The sequence below is a fragment of the uncultured Roseibium sp. genome (genome assembly GCF_963675095.2).
In the GTDB taxonomy this organism is placed as follows: Bacteria; Pseudomonadota; Alphaproteobacteria; order Rhizobiales; family Stappiaceae; genus Roseibium.
This window is the reverse complement of sequence record NZ_CAXXSJ010000051.1, coordinates 14,362-30,497: the sequence shown is the minus strand read 5'-3', so window position 1 is coordinate 30,497 and position 16,136 is coordinate 14,362. Positions and strand designations below refer to the sequence as shown.

Sequence of the window (16,136 nt, the reverse complement as noted above, 5' to 3'; positions counted from 1 at the left end):
CCCCCTCGTTTAATCCAACCGGACTGTGGTGCGGAGTGCTTCACCACTGTCCGGATCATCGAATACACGCTGCGAAAGCGCGTTAAATACCCTTGCCGGACTCCACCTTGTGGATCTCGATCGCGGTTGCCTTGTTACGGGCGACCTGCTTGGAGATGTCCTGGCGTTTGACGTTTTCCTTGTGGCGCAGCGTCAGCACGATGGCGCCGATCATGGCCACCAGCAGCACCAGTCCGGCCACCTGGAAGAAGAAGACGTATTTCGTGTAGAGTACATCGCCGATCGCCTGGATGTTCGAGACATCATTGAGCGACGGCATCGGCTCAGCGCCATGGCCGGCGATTTCAGGCGAAATCACCCAGGCGCCGAGACCGAGCAGAAGTTCGATCAGGAGCACCAGTCCGACAAGACCGCCGATCGGCAGGTACTGCAGAAAGCCCTGACGCAATTCGACGAAATCCACATCGAGCATCATCACCACGAACAGGAACAGCACCGCGACCGCGCCGACGTAGACGACGACCAGCAGCATGGCCAGATATTCCGCCCCCAGCATCACGAACAGCCCGGCGGAATTACAGAACGCAAGGATGAGGAACAGCACCGAACTCACCGGATTGCGCGAGGCAATCACCATGAAGGCGGATGCCACCGTCACCCCGGCGAACAAGTAGAAAAAGAGCGCGTTCAGGATCATTTCTAGACCTGCCTGTCCTCTGGCCGGAACCCGGCCCCCTTTTTTGAGGCTTAACCGGCCGGATTGCCGGATAAGCCCCTGATTACGTTCAGCTCCTAACGGTAGGGAGCATCCATATCGATGTTGCGGGCGATCTCCCGCTCCCAGCGGTCCCCGTTCGCGAGCAGCTTCTCTTTCGAGTAGTAGAGCTCCTCACGGGTTTCCGTGGCGAATTCGAAGTTCGGCCCTTCGACGATGGCATCCACCGGGCAGGCTTCCTGGCAGAAGCCGCAGTAGATGCATTTCACCATGTCGATGTCGTAGCGTGTGGTCCGGCGCGTGCCGTCGTTGCGGCGCGGTCCGGCCTCGATCGTGATTGCCTGAGCCGGGCAGATCGCCTCGCACAGCTTGCAGGCAATACACCGCTCCTCGCCGTTCGGATAACGGCGCAGAGCATGCTCGCCACGGAAGCGCGGGCTCACCGGTCCCTTTTCGAAGGGATAGTTCACCGTCGGCTTCGGCTTGAAGAAATAGCGCATGGCGAGAAAAAACGCCGATACGAATTCCTTCAAGAACAGCGATTTGGCGGCCTGATCAAGTCCCATCGCCTGTTGCCTTCCCTTGTGTCTCAGCCGGTCAGTCCTAAACCGGCCCAGTACCCGATTATCGGAAACCCGATCACCGGAACCAAAAATACGATCCAGCTCAGGGGCGTCTTGAACTTCGCGGCGAACCCGCCGTCGCCGCCCCCTTGCCTGTTTTTCATTTCAGCCGCCTGGATCACCCCTTTCAGGATCTTCCAGTCGAGCCAGCCGAGGTAAAGACCAATGGCGGCTCCGATCAGCCCGGCGACCGAAATACTCACCTTACGGCGCCCATCCCATGGCCATCAGCACACCGGCCACGACAACCACCATGAACAGTGACATCGGCAGGAACACTTTCCAGCCGAGACGCATGAGCTGGTCGTAGCGGTAGCGCGGCACCATGGCCTTCACCATGGCGAACATGAAGAAGCCCAGCAGACACTTCAAAATGAACCAGATGATGCCCGGCACCCAGGTGAACGGTGCGAAATCCAAAGGCGGCAGCCATCCGCCCATGAAGAAGATCGTCATCAGGGCGCACATCAGGCAGATGGCGACATATTCGCCGAGCATGAACATCATGTACGGCGTGGAGCCGTATTCCACCATGAAGCCCGCGACCAGTTCCGATTCCGCTTCCGCCAGATCGAACGGCGGCCGGTTCGTTTCCGCAAGCGCGGAGATGAAGAACACCACGAACATCGGGAACAGCGGCAACCAGTACCAGTTCAGGAACGACAGCCACGGCACGCCCAGCATCGTGGCGAGGCCCGTTTGCTGCGACAGGACGATTTCCGTCAGGTTCAGCGACCCCGCGCAAAGCAGAACCGTCACGATCACGAAGCCGATGGAGACCTCGTAGGACACCATCTGGGCCGCGGAGCGCAGGGCCGACAGGAACGGATATTTCGAGTTGGACGCCCAACCGCCCATGATGATGCCGTAAACCTCGAGCGAGGACACCGCGAAGACGAACAGCACGCCCACATTGATGTTGGCGATCACCCAGCCGTCGGCGACCGGGATCACCGCCCAGGCTGCCAGCGCCAGCATCACCGAAATCAGCGGTGCCAGCAGGAACAGGATCTTGTTGGAACCCGACGGAATGACCGGCTCCTTCAGGACGAACTTCAAAAGGTCGGCGAAACTCTGGAACAGCCCCCAGGGCCCGACCACGTTCGGGCCACGGCGGATCTGGACGGCCGCCCAGATCTTGCGGTCCGCGTAAAGGACGTAGGCGACGATCACCAAAAGCACGACAAGCAGCAGCACGCTCTGGAACACCATCCAGAGAAACGGGATGCCGTAGGTCGTCATGAAATCCGACATGTCTGTCCCCTGCCCCTTATTCCGCTGCTTCCGCCGTCCGCGCCTTGGCGAGCGCGGAACATTCCGCCATCACCGCCGAGGCCCGAGCGATCGGGTTTGTCAGGTAAAACTCGGTGACCGCATTGGCAAAGCCGGCGGCCTCCATCTTGCCCGCGCCCTTGGCAAGGGCTGCGACTTCGCCCGCCTCGCCCGGCTTGATGCCGTCGATCTCGAGCATGTGCGGATAGGCTTCGCCGAGAAGCGCACGCAACGCGCCGAGCGTGTCGAACGGCAGCGTCTTGCCGAGAACGGCAGACAGTGCGCGCAGGATCGCCCAGTCCTCACGGGCCTCACCCGGAGGAAAGCCCGCCCGGTCGCCCAGTTGCACCCGGCCTTCCGTGTTGACGTAGATGCCGGACTTTTCCGTATAGGCGGCGCCCGGCAGGATCACGTCGGCGCGATGTGCGCCGCGGTCACCGTGGGTGCCGATATAGACCACGAAGGCGTCACCAAAGGCGGACATGTCCATCTCGTCCGCGCCGAGCAGGAACAGAACGTCCAGCTTGCCCTTCGATGCCGCGTCCTGCATGGCCGTGATGCTCATGCCGCCGTCATTCGGCACGAAGCCAATGTCGAGGCCACCGACGCGGGAGGCTGCGGTGTGGAGAACGCTGAAACCGTTCCAGTCGCCGCTGACCGCACCAACGCTTTCAGCAAGCTTGGCGGCATTGGCCAGAACCGACACGCCATCAACCCGTGCCAGAGCGCCCTGGCCGACGATGATCAACGGCTTTTTGGCAGCCTTCAGCACATCGGCAAAGCTGTTCTTGCCGGCCACCAGATCGGCCAGCGTTTCCGGGCCGGCACCGAGATAGGTGGTCGCATAGGTGAGATCCGCCGCCTCGCCGACAACGCCGACCGGGAGGTCGCCCTGACGCCAGCGCTTGCGGATCCGTGCGTTCAGCACCGGTGCTTCCAGCCGCGGGTTGGCGCCGATGATCAGCACCGCATCCGCATCCTCGATGCCTTCGATGGTGGAATTGAAGATGTAGCTTGCACGACCCTTGGCCGGATCGAGCGCGGCCCCGTCCTGACGGCAGTCGATGTTGGTCGACCCGAGCGAGGACATCAGCTCCTTCAGAGCGAACATTTCCTCGACACTCGCCATGTCGCCGGCAACCGCGCCGATCTTCGCGCCGTCGGAGGCGCTGACCTTGTCGGCAATTGCCTGGAACGCTTCCGACCAGGAAACCGGCTGCAGCTTGCCGTCCTTGCGGGCATAGGGCCGGTCGAGACGCTGGGTCTTGAGGCCATCCCAGATGTAGCGGGTCTTGTCGGAGATCCACTCCTCGTTCACCGCCTCGTTGAGACGTGGCATGATGCGCATGACTTCCTTGCCCCGAGTATCGACCCGGATCGCGGATCCGACCGCATCCATCACGTCGATGCTTTCAGTCTTCACCAGTTCCCAGGGACGGGCGTGGAAGGCATAGGGCTTGGAGGTCAGCGCGCCGACCGGGCAGAGATCAACGACGTTGCCCTGCATTTCCGACGAGAGTGCCGCTTCCAGATACGTGGTGATTTCCGCATCCTCGCCGCGGCCGATCAGGCCCATGTCGGCGACGCCGCAGACTTCGGTGGTGAAGCGGACGCAGCGCGTGCAGTGAATGCAGCGGGTCATGATCGTCTTGACCAGCGGACCGAGGTGCTTGTTTTCGACCGCGCGCTTGTTCTCGTGGAACCGCGAGGAATCGATCCCGTAGGCCATGGCCTGGTCCTGCAGGTCGCACTCGCCACCCTGGTCGCAGATCGGGCAGTCCAGCGGGTGGTTGATGAGCAGGAACTCCATCACCCCTTCGCGGGCCTTCTTGACCATCGGGCTTTTGGTTTCGACGACCGGCGGCTCGCCGTTCGGTCCCGGACGCAGATCCTTGACCGACATGGCGCAGGACGCGGTCGGCTTGGGCGGTCCGCCCTTCACTTCCACCAGGCACATGCGGCAGTTGCCGGCGATCGACAGCCGGTCGTGGTAGCAAAACCGCGGAACCTCGGCCCCGGCCTCTTCACAGGCCTGAAGGAGCGTGTAGTCCGCAGGGACGTCCACTTCATTGCCGTCGATGATCAGTTTTGTCATCACTTCGCCTCTTGTGCCGCGGTATGGGCGGCCAGCAGTTCGGTCACTTCGATGCCATTGATGGTCATGCCATCCAAACGGCTTTGGCTGATGGATGCACCTGCCAGATTGGCGTTGGTGATGTGCATCCCGGCCATGTTCACGTTTTCGTAGCGTCCACCGGAAAGGTTCACGTCATCAAAGCTGCAACCGGACAAATTCACGTCGTGGAACGCGGATCCCGACAAATCCGAGTCAGTGGCTTTCAGACAGTGCTTTTCCTGATGGATGTTCATCGCCTCACTCCGCCGCGACCATTGCCGGGGTTTTTGTCTTGGCGACATAGTCATCGATGCGCTGTTCGATGACCGGACGGAAATTCTTGATGAGCCCCTGGATCGGCCAGGCTGCCGCATCGCCGAGCGCACAGATCGTGTGTCCTTCGACCTGCTTGGTCACATTGAACAGCAGATCGATTTCCTCGCGCGACGCGTTGCCCTTGACCATGCGTTCCATGACCCGCCACATCCAGCCGGTGCCTTCCCGGCACGGCGTGCACTGGCCGCAGCTTTCGTGCTTGTAGAAATAGGACAGACGGGCAATCGCCTTGATGATGTCCGTCGACTTGTCCATCACGATCACCGCCGCCGTACCAAGGCCGGAGCCCAAATTGCGCAGGGTGTCGAAATCCATCGGCGTGTCCTTGCACTGCTCCGCCGTCAGACAGGGCACGGAAGAACCGCCCGGGATCACGGCCAGCAGGTTGTCCCAGCCGCCGCGAATACCGCCGCAATGCTTGTCGATCAACTCACGGAAGGGAATGCCGAGTTCCTCTTCCACCGTGCACGGCTGATTGACGTGGCCGGACACGCAGAACAGCTTGGTGCCGGTGTTGTTCGGATTGCCGAGACCGGCAAACCAGGCCCCGCCCCTGCGCAGGATGGTTGGCGCAACGGCAATGGATTCCACGTTGTTCACGGTGGTCGGGCAGCCGTAGAGACCGACGTTCGCCGGGAACGGCGGCTTCAGGCGCGGCTGGCCCTTCTTGCCTTCCAGGCTCTCCAGCAGGGCCGTTTCCTCGCCGCAGATATAGGCGCCTGCACCGTGGTGAACGTAGATGTCGAAATCGTAGCCGTTCTTGTTGTTCTTGCCGATCAGACCGGCGTCATAGGCCTGGTCGATCGCCGCCTGCAGGCGCTCCCGCTCGCGGATGAACTCGCCGCGCACGTAGATATAGGCAGCAATCGCGCCCATGGCGAAACCGGCGACGAGACAGCCTTCGACCAGCGTATGCGGATCGTGACGCAGGATCTCGCGGTCCTTGCAGGTGCCGGGCTCCGATTCATCGGCGTTGACCACCAGATAGGCCGGACGACCGTCGGATTCCTTGGGCATGAAGGACCACTTCAAGCCGGTCGGGAAACCTGCCCCGCCGCGCCCGCGAAGACCGGAGGTCTTCATTTCGTTGATGATCCAGTCGCGGCCCTTATCGAGCAGGCCCTTGGTGTTGTTCCACTGGCCACGCTTCTTCGCACCTTCAAGACCCCAGTCATGAAGGCCGTAGATATTGGTGAAGATCCGATCCTGATCTTTCAGCATCTCTTCCCCCTACTCTTCGCTTTTGCTCGACGGCACATCGCCGGCGGCCACGCGCTTGGAGAATTCCGTTTCCCCGCCGGATGCGAGGGTCTTGGCCTGTTCGATCCAGCCGTCGCGCTCGATCCGGCCCTTGAACTTCAGCCGGGCGTCGACCCAGGCGATTTCCTCGGGGCCCCAGGCAGCGATCTGGGCGAAATGGTAGATACCCAGTTCGTTGAGCGTGCCTTCCAGCTTCGGGCCGACACCCTTCAGCTGTTTCAGGTCGTCCGCATTGCCGCCCTTCGGGCCTTCCAGCAATTCGGGTTCCTTTTCCGCTGCCAGAAGCGGCAGTTCTGCCGGCTTTTCGAGCGCGGGCACCGCCTTCTTGGCAGCGGCCTTCGGCTTTTCCGCCTTGGCAGGCGCAGCCTTGGGCTTTTCTTCCTTGGCCGGCGCGGGCGCATCGGCCTTCTGCGCGGACTTCGCCGCGAATTCGGCCTTCACCTTGGCAACCGCCAGTTCGGCCGGGACCGGCACGCCATCGAAATCGTTGCCGCCCGCATTGATCGCAGCGCCTGCAAAGGCGTGGGAAGCAGGTTCCGAGCCATCGACCAGATGGGCAACCGGATCGGCGCCCTTGGTGTCGTCCTTGATATCCTTGAGGCTCGTCTGCCCGCCTTCAGGCATGGAAAAGCGGCGGCCTTTCTGCGGCCCTGGCGTTACTTTATTGCCGGCGGCAATGTTGTCGATCAGCTTGTTGAAGCTTTCCGGCGTCAGATCCTCGTAGGTATCCTTGAAGATCTGCACCATCGGCGCATTCACGCAGGCGCCGAGGCATTCGACTTCCTCCCAGGAGAACATGCCGTCCTCGGAGATCTCATGCATGTGCTTGGCAATACGGCTCTGGCAGATCTTGATCAGGTCTTCCGATCCGCGCAACTGGCACGGGGTGGTGCCGCAGACCTGGATATGGGCCTTCTTGCCGACCGGCTGAAGCTGGAACATGGTGTAGAAGGTCGCCACTTCCAGCACGCGGATATGCGGCATTCCGAGCATGTCGGCGATGTAGCGGATCGCCGGCTCGCACACCCAGCCGTCGTGCTGCTCCTGCGCACGCCACAACAGCGGAATGACAGCGGAGGCCTGACGGCCCGCCGGATAGCGATCGATCAGCTTCTGCGCCCACGCGAGGTTCTTCTCGGTGAATGCGAAGCTCTCAGGTTGTTCCGCGGCAAGTCTGCGAACCGCCATGGTGTTATCCCCGTTTCATACGCTTGACCGCAGCCGGAAAGCCGGCTGCTGCGGTCGAAATTGAATGGCTGGCCGTTCCGATCACCGGTCGACCTCGCCGAACACGATGTCAAAGGAGCCGAGGACCGCCGATACGTCGGCCAGCATGTGCCCCCGGCAGATGAAATCCATCGCCTGAAGGTGGGCATAGCCCGGTGCCTTGATCTTGCAGCGGTACGGCTTGTTGGTACCGTCGGCGACCAGGTACACGCCGAACTCGCCCTTGGGCGCTTCGACGGCGGCGTAAACTTCGCCGGCCGGCACGTGGTAGCCCTCGGTGTAAAGCTTGAAGTGATGGATCAGCGCTTCCATGGAGCGCTTCATCTCGCCGCGCTTCGGCGGCACGATCTTGCCGTCGGTCGAAGAGATCGGGCCGGTCTCGATGGTCAGCTTTTCCAGGCACTGCTTCATGATCCGCACCGACTGCCGCATCTCTTCCATGCGGATGAGATAGCGGTCGTAGCAGTCGCCGTTCTTACCGACCGGAATGTCGAAGTCCAGATCGGCGTAGCACTCATAGGGCTGCGACTTGCGCAGATCCCAGGCTGCGCCGGACCCGCGCACCATGACCCCGGAGAAACCCCAGGCCCAGGCATCGTCCAGATCGACCACGCCGATGTCGACGTTGCGCTGCTTGAAGATGCGGTTGTCGGTCAGAAGACCTTCGATATCGTCCAGGGTCTGCAGGAACGGATCGCAGAAGTCCCAGATATCGTCGAGAAGATCGCGCGGCAGATCCTGATGCACACCGCCCGGACGGACGTAGGCTGCGTGCATGCGTGCGCCGCAGGCCCGCTCATAGAACACCATCAGCTCTTCGCGCGGCTCGAAGCCCCACAGCGGCGGCGTCAGCGCGCCGACGTCCATGGCCTGGGTGGTCACGTTCAGAAGATGCGACAGCAGGCGTCCGATTTCGGAGTAGAGCACGCGGATCAGCTGGCCGCGCATCGGCACGGTGATACCGAGAAGGCGTTCGACGCCGAGCGCGAAGGCATGCTCCTGGTTCATCGGCGCCACGTAGTCGAGGCGATCGAAATAAGGCACGGCCTGGAGATAGGTCTTCTGCTCGATCAGCTTTTCGGTGCCGCGGTGCAGCAGGCCGATATGCGGATCCACACGGGTCACCACCTCGCCGTCCAGCTCCAGCACCAGGCGCAACACGCCGTGGGCCGCGGGGTGCTGCGGACCGAAATTGATATTGAAGTTTCGAACCTGCGCTTCGGCCATCGTCGAAAGCCTTAATTCGTGGTTGCTTTTTCATCGCCCGGCAGCACGTAATCCGTGCCTTCCCAGGGCGAGAGAAAATCGAAATTGCGGAATTCCTGGTTCAGGCGAACCGGCTCGTAGACGACGCGCTTCTTCTCGTCGTCGTAGCGGACCTCGACATAACCGGTGACCGGGAAATCCTTGCGAAGCGGATGGCCGTCGAAGCCGTAGTCGGTCAGGATGCGGCGCAGGTCCGGATGACCGGAAAACAGGATGCCGTACATGTCATAGGCTTCCCGCTCGAACCATTCCGCACCCGGAAACAGCGGGGTCAGAGACGCGACCGGTGTTTCCTCGTCGGTTGCCACCTTCACCCGGATGCGCTGGTTCTGCATCGGCGACAGGAAGTGATAGACCACGTCGAACCGCTTTTCGCGGGCCGGATAGTCGACGCCGCAGATATCGGTCAGGTTGACGAACTTGCACGAGCTGTTGTCGCGCAGGAAGCGGCACACATCGATAATGTCCGACGCGCTCACCGTCAGGGTCAGTTCGCCATAAGCGACGTTCCAGGACAAAAGAGACTCGCCAAGACCAAGCTCGATATGCTCGGCAAGTTCCTTCAACGTCTCGTCCATTTTGACCTCACTCCCCCGGGGCTGTGCCGAAGGCGGCAGGCCGCCTTCCGGGAAATTCCAAACTAGCGTTCGATGGTGCCGGTACGGCGGATCTTCTTCTGCAGCATCAGGACGCCGTAAAGAAGGGCTTCGGCCGTCGGCGGGCAACCGGGGACGTAGATGTCCACCGGGACCACGCGGTCACAGCCGCGCACGACCGAATAGGAAAAGTGGTAATAACCGCCCCCATTGGCGCAGGACCCCATCGAGATGACATAACGCGGCTCGGGCATCTGGTCATAGACCTTGCGCAGAGCCGGCGCCATCTTGTTGGTCAGCGTGCCGGCGACGATCATCACGTCCGACTGGCGTGGTGAGGCCCGCGGTGCGAAGCCGAAACGCTCGGCGTCATAGCGCGGCATCGACATCTGCATCATTTCAACGGCGCAACAGGCCAGACCGAAGGTCATCCACATCAGTGATCCGGTGCGCGCCCACTGGATCAGATTATCGGTGGAGGTGACGAGAAAGCCCTTGTCGGCCAGCTCGTCATTGACTTCGAGGAAAAACGGATCGTCGGCGCCGACCGGTTTGCCGGTGTTCGGATCGATGATGCCCTTCGGGCTTTCCGCGATGAGCGGACCGGACGTGGTGGTCAATCCCATTCCAGCGCTCCCTTTTTCCATTCGTAGATAAAGCCGATCGTCAGGACGCCCAGGAAGACCATCATGGACCAGAAGCCGAACCACCCCAGATCACCAAACTTCACCGCCCACGGGAACAGGAAGGCGACTTCCAGATCAAAGATGATGAACAGAATGGAGACCAGATAGAAGCGGACATCGAATTTCATGCGCGCATCGTCAAAAGCGTTGAAGCCGCACTCGTAAGCAGACAGCTTTTCCGGATCCGGATTCTTGTAGGCCAGGAGAAACGGCGAGATCAGCAGCGCCAGTCCTATGACCAGCGAGATCCCAATGAAGACGACGATGGGGATATATTCCCGCAGCAGCTCTTCCATTCTTTCGCGTCCTTAGCATATCGAGGCCGAACCGGAGGAAGGTCCAACTCTCAGGGCCTTGCCGCACTGTTCCTGCCGGGAACAAGCGTCGTAAGGGCCAGTCGGTCAGGTTTTAACCAACATGCGTCCGCACAGGTATCTCACGCTTTGGTGCAACGCAAGACCTCGTGAGGCCAAAGATTTGCCTTCATCTTGCCCGATTACCGGGAACCCTCCGCGATCCGCGCTTTTCAGCGGGGTTCCAGGCAGTCACTCCCTTTTTTCGAACGGAAGAAAAATTCCATCGGAGTTCGCTTGCCACCGACTCAACACGTCAATTCTGCTTAATATTCGATTTTTTGCATATGTTAGAGATGGTTAGCCAGCATCCGGCCACGACTCGTCCCCGCCACACCGAAAACCGCAAAGGGCGTTTAATTGCGGGTCGTTAGCGCTGAAGAGCTTTTACGGCAAACAGCCTCCGGCATGCGGAAACATGTATTTGAATTTCGGGATTGGAAACTTGGAAACCGTAAGTGGCGCGAGTGACGGGGCTCGAACCCGCGACCTCCGGCGTGACAGGCCGGCACTCTAACCAACTGAGCTACACCCGCACACTTAACGGTATTTTGAGGCGCCCTCCCCGAACCAGTCAAAACTGACTTGGGAAGTGGCGCGAGTGACGGGGCTCGAACCCGCGACCTCCGGCGTGACAGGCCGGCACTCTAACCAACTGAGCTACACCCGCTTGGACCGAAACGACATGTCGTCGTTCCAAGGTGGCGCTGATGTACGGTGGCAGCGGATGGAAGTCAAGCACTCTGAAAGCGCTAATATGTCGTTTTTGCGAAACAGATGAAAACCTGGTCCCGACCGGCCTTCCGCTCTGGCCCGGACATGTGGATAAAACACTGGATCCATGAAAGTTTCCACATGCGGAGTGATTTTATCTGCGCCTTACCCAGGCAAAGTGGGTCGCAGCAACACTGACAGTACACGGCTTGACGCAGGTCATACCGCCGACACAGACCATCGCGTTGTAATAGGCCGTAGATCCAGTGACCTATCAAATACGCGGCAGACGGCCTGATGCGGAAATCTCCTGTCTTTTTCGAATCCCCGAAACCCCGACCTCGTCGACTTGCCGGAATTTGGGCGAATTTTCCCCGGTCAACGGCTTGGAAGCGCACTACCGTCGGACTTCTGTCGCTTTTCCTTGGAATCGCATCGGCAACGTCCCCGCTTCGGGCGCAATCGCTATACGATCCGCGGGATACCGAATTCGAAAAGAGAATCCGGGCGATCGAACCGGCCTGCATGCCGGTTCAGCCGCCCCTCATCCTCGACAGCTATGCCTACCGGTTGGGCGCAGAACTGGTTGACGAGTGCGTTTCGCAAAACGTCAACAAGACCCAGGCGGTGAAATATGCGGCCCTCGCGCTGGCCTCCTTCACCCCCCATCCAGCAGCCCCGGCCGCATGGAGCTACGCAGGGGGTGAGGTTTCCTCTGATGCCCTGAAATGCGTCGCAAAGGCGATTGTCGATGCATCGGAAGACCTCACAGCCGCACAGAAGGCCCAACAGAAATCGCTGATTACCGGCGCCTTTGCCCTCAAGGACTGGAATTCCTTTGCAGACAGCCTCAAGGGGATGAGCAGTCCGAAAAAGGTGGAACAGACCAAGGCAATTTTCGAAACGGTCGCGGCGACCTATGAACGCGGCTCTGAATTCGCCGACTTGTTGCAGATGATCAACGACACGATCGAGAGCAACACAAACACTGTCAAGAACTACATATTCGGCGAAGCGGAAACACTCCTGGATGCTTATGACTACGCCAAACGTTCCTGCCGCTATGAAGAGGCCAATCGAAAGTTGGAGGAAGCCCAACTGGCAGCCAAGCGGGAATGCAGAGGCTATGGCGACCGCTACCGGCAGGCAGAACTCAGCCTACGCACGCATATCTATCGATTTCGCCCGGTTCTGACCGATGCCCTCACCGATGCCGTTAAGGCCGTGAATCGCAATGCCGCCGAAGACACTTATGTGAATCTTGCTCAATCCCTGGAGTTCCGCAGGAGGGACCTTGAGAGATTTGTCCCGATCTTCGACCGCCTTAAGAAGGAAAAGCAGAAACTGCGTCGCGAGCGCGCAGATTTCGAGGATCAGCAAAGGGAGTACAAATATCAGGTTCGCCTGATCCGGCGGGTGATGGATACACCCGGCATTTGCGACGACTTCAGCAAGCTCGAAGAACTCGACAAGGCCATCGCACCGGAATGCCGCCCGGCCTTTTTTGCCGGTGCCGGGACAGGCGAGATGTCCTCTGCTGGCGAACTGGGGCTGGAACTTGCCAATGCCTCCAGACTGAAGTCTTCCGCATGGTGGTCCAAGAGCGACGAGATCTACAAGGACTTCCGGGCCTGTCACGTCGATGCGGCCAAGAGCAAGATCGCAGCTCTCAAGGCCGAGATCTCCTCGAACCCGCCAATCATGATCAGCAACGGCGAATGCAAGCCGATCGATCAGCAAGCCCTTCTGACGCGCCTGAACGGCATGAGCGCGCCGTCCTACTGTTTTGAACGGCCTGTCCCCCACATCATCGGGCTCACCTATGACGACGCTGTCGACGACCTCTATGAAGCGGGTTTGCAGCCGGGAGACAAAACCCGCACCGCGGCCGCCAGGGACGGCCAGAAGGCCGGTACGGTCGTCGATGCCGATCCCGCCGAAGGCAGCATGCAGAAGGCCGGCACGAAAGTGATGCTGACCGTTGCCAAGGCGGAACCCGCGGCCGAAACCGCCACCATGCCCGAGGTGATCGGCATTGAAAAAACGGTAGCGGCAGACCGCGTCAGCACAGCGGGTCTCATTCCGGTCGTGGACGACAGCAAGGCTGCAGATAAGCGGGAATATGAACCCGGCAAGGTCTATGCCGCCAGCGCCAAGGAAGGCGATGAGCTTCCGCTCAAGTTCGAGATCACCCTCAGTGCCTATGGCCCGCGCCCCATGGTGGTGATCCCGGGAGTAGCCGGGAAACCGCCGGCAACAGCCAAGAGCCTCCTTGCCGGCAAGGACTTTACGGTCGGCGATCCGGTTCCCGGCGATGCCGCGACCGGAGACCAGGTTCCAGGCGACATTTACGGCACCAACCCGCCCGAAGGCGACGAAGCCGAAATGTTCAGCGAGGTGACGATTCTCGCCTATGGCGAACCGAAGGAAGCGGAAGAAGACCTGCGGGCGATTCCCTCCGTGATCGGACAGACGGTAGGTGCTGCGACAGGAACACTTGCAGGCGAAGACAACTTCTTCTCCGTCGGCGGAGTCTATCTCGGCGAGCCGGCTCCGGCGGACAAGAAACCCGGAACGGTCTCCGAAATGGTGCCGGGCGCCGGAAGCATGGAGTCAAAGGGAACGAAAGTGGACCTCACCCTCTATGGCCCCCATTCGGATCAGCCGGTCATGGATGAACCACCCGCAGAAACTCCGCCAACCGAGGGAGCGGAAGTGTCCGGGGATGACGGCGGATGGCTCGGACGCTGGCGAATTCACGGTGTCGTCGACCGCAAGGGCAAACGCAACGAAATCGACGCGATCATGGACATCGCCAACAGGGAAATCGGATTGACCCTCACCCTTTTCAACCGGAAGAACGGCGAATTGAAAAAAACCATTACCCTGCCGATCCGGGTCGTTGACGGTGTCATCCTGGCCCGCGCCGAATTGCTGAAGCAGGGAACTCCGACGGATGACACGCAAGGCGGCATCGTGGCGGGAACGTTGAAAAAGCCGCTGTCGAAAATCGCAAAGATGCTGCAGCAGCTGTTCGAAACGCTCCGGATCACGCGCGAGGGCGAGCAATGTACCCTCACCTTCCAGGATGACACCGGCCAGCAGGTCATGCCCTTTCAATGCGTCCGCATTGCGGACGGTGGGCAATAACGGGAGCGCCGGCACATGACATTTCCGACACGGCTGGTTTGCCTGCTCCTTTTGTTGACGCCTGTCTTGCTCCAACCGGCATTTGCCGAGATGGAAATACGCGCGGAAATCGTGGACGTCGATCAGGGCGGCGAAGTCAGGCTCTCCCTGTCGCCTGATGCCGTGGTCACCGTCGGCGACCGCGTGCGTATCGAAGGCGAAGTCCCGGGGATCGGCTGGCTGGCAATCCGGACGGAGTGGAAAATTTCCTATGTGTCCGAAAAGGTCGTCTGGGCGGCTCCCGATGGAAAGGTAAGCGGCATGCCCCAGGTCGGCTATCGAGCGACCGTCTATGCTACAGCGCCCCAGGTAAAAGCATCAGAACCGGACAAGCCGGCCCCTGCCCCAACGCCGGAACCGAAGATCTATTCCGGTGTCCACGAATGCGATCGCCTCGCGGCCCAGGAGTATGATGACGAAGCCGTCGCTCCGGGTGTGAGTTACACGGACATCAATGCACAGGCCGTCATCCGCGCCTGTACCGATGCGATCGTGAGTTGGCCCGATACGCCGCGCTTCTACACGCAGGTAGCCCGCGGCTACCACAAGGCCGGAGAAATGCAAAAGGCCTATGAAGCGGCCAAGGCCGGCGCAGATCGCGGCAGCGCCCAGGCCATGGCCTTTCTCGCGATTTTCTACAAGACCGGCGCTTATGTCGCCAAGGATCCTGCCCAGTCGCTCCGCTGGTTCGAAAAGGCCGGCAAAAAGGGAAACATCGCGGCTATGGTCTTTGCCGGCAGCATGTACAACACCGGAGAAGGTGCGCCACCCAACCCGTCCCGGGCCGCCTACTGGTACGGCGAAGCGGCCGGTCGCGGCAACGGCGAAGCCATGGCCAATCTGGCCATGCTCCACGATGCCGGCATCGGCGTGCAGCGCGATCCCGGACTGGCCGCCGGTCTGCTTCTGCAGTCCCTGAAACTCGGCAATGACGCCGGTCGCAGGATCCTGTTTGAAAACGCCCAGACACTCTCCCCCGCAACCCGCCGCTCGATCCAGATGATGCTCAGGTCTTCCGGCTACTACACCGGCGCGATCGACGGCAAATTCGGCCCCGGCACCCGCAGAGCCCTTGAAGCGCTCGCAGGTTCCTGAAGCACGATTGCAGCAGAATAAGTACCTTGGGAAAAACACCCGACCCAGCTGGGGCCGCAAGGCCAAAGGCCGCCCGAGCCCATGCGAGGCCCAGACTGTAGCGAAGCGCCCTTGGCGCGACAGCGTGAAGTCAGAAAACCCTGACCCACAGGGGCCACAAGGCGAACAGCCGCCCGAGCCTTTGCAAGGCCCCGACTGGAGAGAAGCACCCTTGGCGCGACAGCGTGAAGTCAGAAAACCCGGACCCACAGGGTCAGCAAGGCCAACGGCCGCCCGAGCCTATGCGAGGCCCAGACTGGAGCGAAGCGCCTTCGGCGCGGCAGCGTGAAGTCAGAAAATCCGGACCCCCAGGGTACGCAAGGCGAACAGCCGCCCGAGCCTTTGCGAGGCCCCGACTGGAGCGAAGCGCCTTTGGCGCGGCAGCGTGAAGTCAGATAATCATGAAGTCAGAAGAATGGTGGGCGATGAGAGACTCGAACTCCCGACATCCTCGGTGTAAACGAGGCGCTCTACCAACTGAGCTAATCGCCCTGAACCGCAACACTTGCGTTCGGAGAGCTGCCTTTTAGGAGCTTCACGGCGACTTGGCAAGAGGCCCGCCCCCGATTTATCCACCTCTGTGGATGGCGGACGCAGCGCCTCCCCATCTCCTGCTAAACCCGCCCCAAAATGCAAAAAGCCCCACGCA

14 protein-coding genes and 3 tRNA genes are annotated in these 16,136 nt (G+C 60.7%); 2 read left to right on the top strand and 15 right to left on the bottom strand.

The features are described 5' to 3' along the window. Positions 1–82 precede the first annotated feature (82 nt). The 14 genes from ABIN98_RS19385 to ABIN98_RS19320 form a co-directional block, all read right to left on the bottom strand. Positions 83–697: an NADH-quinone oxidoreductase subunit J gene (locus ABIN98_RS19385; protein WP_346912196.1), complete on the bottom strand. Its 615-nt coding sequence runs from the start codon at positions 695–697 to the stop codon at positions 83–85. Positions 698–792: 95 nt separating this feature from the next. Then, positions 793–1,281, bottom strand: coding sequence for an NADH-quinone oxidoreductase subunit NuoI (nuoI, locus tag ABIN98_RS19380; RefSeq protein WP_346912195.1), 489 nt, complete (start codon positions 1,279–1,281; stop codon positions 793–795). A gap of 23 nt (positions 1,282–1,304) precedes the next feature. Beyond that, positions 1,305–1,541: a hypothetical protein gene (locus ABIN98_RS19375; protein ID WP_346912194.1), complete on the bottom strand. Its 237-nt coding sequence runs from the start codon at positions 1,539–1,541 to the stop codon at positions 1,305–1,307. Between the two features lies 1 nt (position 1,542). Beyond that, positions 1,543–2,592 (bottom strand): NADH-quinone oxidoreductase subunit NuoH, encoded by a 1,050-nt coding sequence (gene nuoH, locus ABIN98_RS19370; RefSeq protein ID WP_346912193.1) that lies wholly within the window; start codon positions 2,590–2,592, stop codon positions 1,543–1,545. Between the two features lie 16 nt (positions 2,593–2,608). Continuing rightward, positions 2,609–4,705, bottom strand: a complete 2,097-nt coding sequence (gene nuoG / locus ABIN98_RS19365; protein ID WP_346912192.1) for an NADH-quinone oxidoreductase subunit NuoG — start codon at positions 4,703–4,705, stop codon at positions 2,609–2,611. Further along, positions 4,705–4,980, bottom strand: coding sequence for a pentapeptide repeat-containing protein (locus ABIN98_RS19360; RefSeq protein WP_346912191.1), 276 nt, complete (start codon positions 4,978–4,980; stop codon positions 4,705–4,707). Before ABIN98_RS19360 ends, nuoG begins: the two co-directional genes overlap by 1 nt. A 4-nt stretch (positions 4,981–4,984) precedes the next feature. Beyond that, positions 4,985–6,283: an NADH-quinone oxidoreductase subunit NuoF gene (gene nuoF / locus ABIN98_RS19355; protein WP_346912190.1), complete on the bottom strand. Its 1,299-nt coding sequence runs from the start codon at positions 6,281–6,283 to the stop codon at positions 4,985–4,987. Between the two features lie 9 nt (positions 6,284–6,292). Next, entirely contained in the window at positions 6,293–7,510 is a 1,218-nt protein-coding gene (locus tag ABIN98_RS19350) for an NADH-quinone oxidoreductase subunit E (RefSeq protein WP_346912189.1), read from the bottom strand. 81 nt (positions 7,511–7,591) lie between these two features. After that, complete coding sequence (locus ABIN98_RS19345; RefSeq protein ID WP_346912188.1) at positions 7,592–8,776, bottom strand: NADH-quinone oxidoreductase subunit D; 1,185 nt, start codon at positions 8,774–8,776, stop codon at positions 7,592–7,594. A gap of 11 nt (positions 8,777–8,787) precedes the next feature. Beyond that, entirely contained in the window at positions 8,788–9,393 is a 606-nt protein-coding gene (locus ABIN98_RS19340) for an NADH-quinone oxidoreductase subunit C (RefSeq protein ID WP_346912187.1), read from the bottom strand. A gap of 62 nt (positions 9,394–9,455) precedes the next feature. After that, entirely contained in the window at positions 9,456–10,037 is a 582-nt protein-coding gene (locus ABIN98_RS19335; RefSeq protein WP_190293591.1) for an NADH-quinone oxidoreductase subunit B family protein, read from the bottom strand. Further along, positions 10,028–10,393, bottom strand: a complete 366-nt coding sequence (locus tag ABIN98_RS19330; protein ID WP_190293592.1) for an NADH-quinone oxidoreductase subunit A — start codon at positions 10,391–10,393, stop codon at positions 10,028–10,030. The genes ABIN98_RS19335 and ABIN98_RS19330 overlap by 10 nt, the downstream gene beginning before the upstream one ends. Before the next feature lie 516 nt (positions 10,394–10,909). Next, positions 10,910–10,986 (bottom strand) — tRNA-Asp (locus ABIN98_RS19325). Between the two features lie 57 nt (positions 10,987–11,043). Then, positions 11,044–11,120: transfer RNA gene (locus ABIN98_RS19320), tRNA-Asp, on the bottom strand. 569 nt (positions 11,121–11,689) lie between these two features. Between ABIN98_RS19320 and ABIN98_RS19315 the strand changes: the two genes are divergently transcribed. Then, positions 11,690–14,314 (top strand): PASTA domain-containing protein, encoded by a 2,625-nt coding sequence (locus tag ABIN98_RS19315; protein WP_346912186.1) that lies wholly within the window; start codon positions 11,690–11,692, stop codon positions 14,312–14,314. Positions 14,315–14,329: 15 nt separating this feature from the next. Beyond that, entirely contained in the window at positions 14,330–15,448 is a 1,119-nt protein-coding gene (locus ABIN98_RS19310) for a peptidoglycan-binding protein (RefSeq protein ID WP_346912185.1), read from the top strand. 455 nt (positions 15,449–15,903) lie between these two features. On the opposite strand, the gene ABIN98_RS19305 is transcribed toward ABIN98_RS19310, so the two are convergent. Further along, positions 15,904–15,979 (bottom strand) — tRNA-Val (locus ABIN98_RS19305). Between the last annotated feature and the right edge of the window lie 157 nt (positions 15,980–16,136).

Coding starts and splice junctions, on each gene's coding strand:
- ABIN98_RS19385 (WP_346912196.1), bottom strand. CDS start 697: ATGATCCTGAACGCGCTCTTTTTCTACTTGTTCGCCGGGGTGACGGTG.
- nuoI (WP_346912195.1), bottom strand. CDS start 1,281: ATGGGACTTGATCAGGCCGCCAAATCGCTGTTCTTGAAGGAATTCGTA.
- nuoH (WP_346912193.1), bottom strand. CDS start 2,592: ATGTCGGATTTCATGACGACCTACGGCATCCCGTTTCTCTGGATGGTG.
- nuoG (WP_346912192.1), bottom strand. CDS start 4,705: ATGACAAAACTGATCATCGACGGCAATGAAGTGGACGTCCCTGCGGAC.
- ABIN98_RS19360 (WP_346912191.1), bottom strand. CDS start 4,980: ATGAACATCCATCAGGAAAAGCACTGTCTGAAAGCCACTGACTCGGAT.
- nuoF (WP_346912190.1), bottom strand. CDS start 6,283: ATGCTGAAAGATCAGGATCGGATCTTCACCAATATCTACGGCCTTCAT.
- ABIN98_RS19350 (WP_346912189.1), bottom strand. CDS start 7,510: ATGGCGGTTCGCAGACTTGCCGCGGAACAACCTGAGAGCTTCGCATTC.
- ABIN98_RS19345 (WP_346912188.1), bottom strand. CDS start 8,776: ATGGCCGAAGCGCAGGTTCGAAACTTCAATATCAATTTCGGTCCGCAG.
- ABIN98_RS19340 (WP_346912187.1), bottom strand. CDS start 9,393: ATGGACGAGACGTTGAAGGAACTTGCCGAGCATATCGAGCTTGGTCTT.
- ABIN98_RS19335 (WP_190293591.1), bottom strand. CDS start 10,037: ATGGGATTGACCACCACGTCCGGTCCGCTCATCGCGGAAAGCCCGAAG.
- ABIN98_RS19330 (WP_190293592.1), bottom strand. CDS start 10,393: ATGGAAGAGCTGCTGCGGGAATATATCCCCATCGTCGTCTTCATTGGG.
- ABIN98_RS19315 (WP_346912186.1), top strand. CDS start 11,690: ATGCCGGTTCAGCCGCCCCTCATCCTCGACAGCTATGCCTACCGGTTG.
- ABIN98_RS19310 (WP_346912185.1), top strand. CDS start 14,330: ATGACATTTCCGACACGGCTGGTTTGCCTGCTCCTTTTGTTGACGCCT.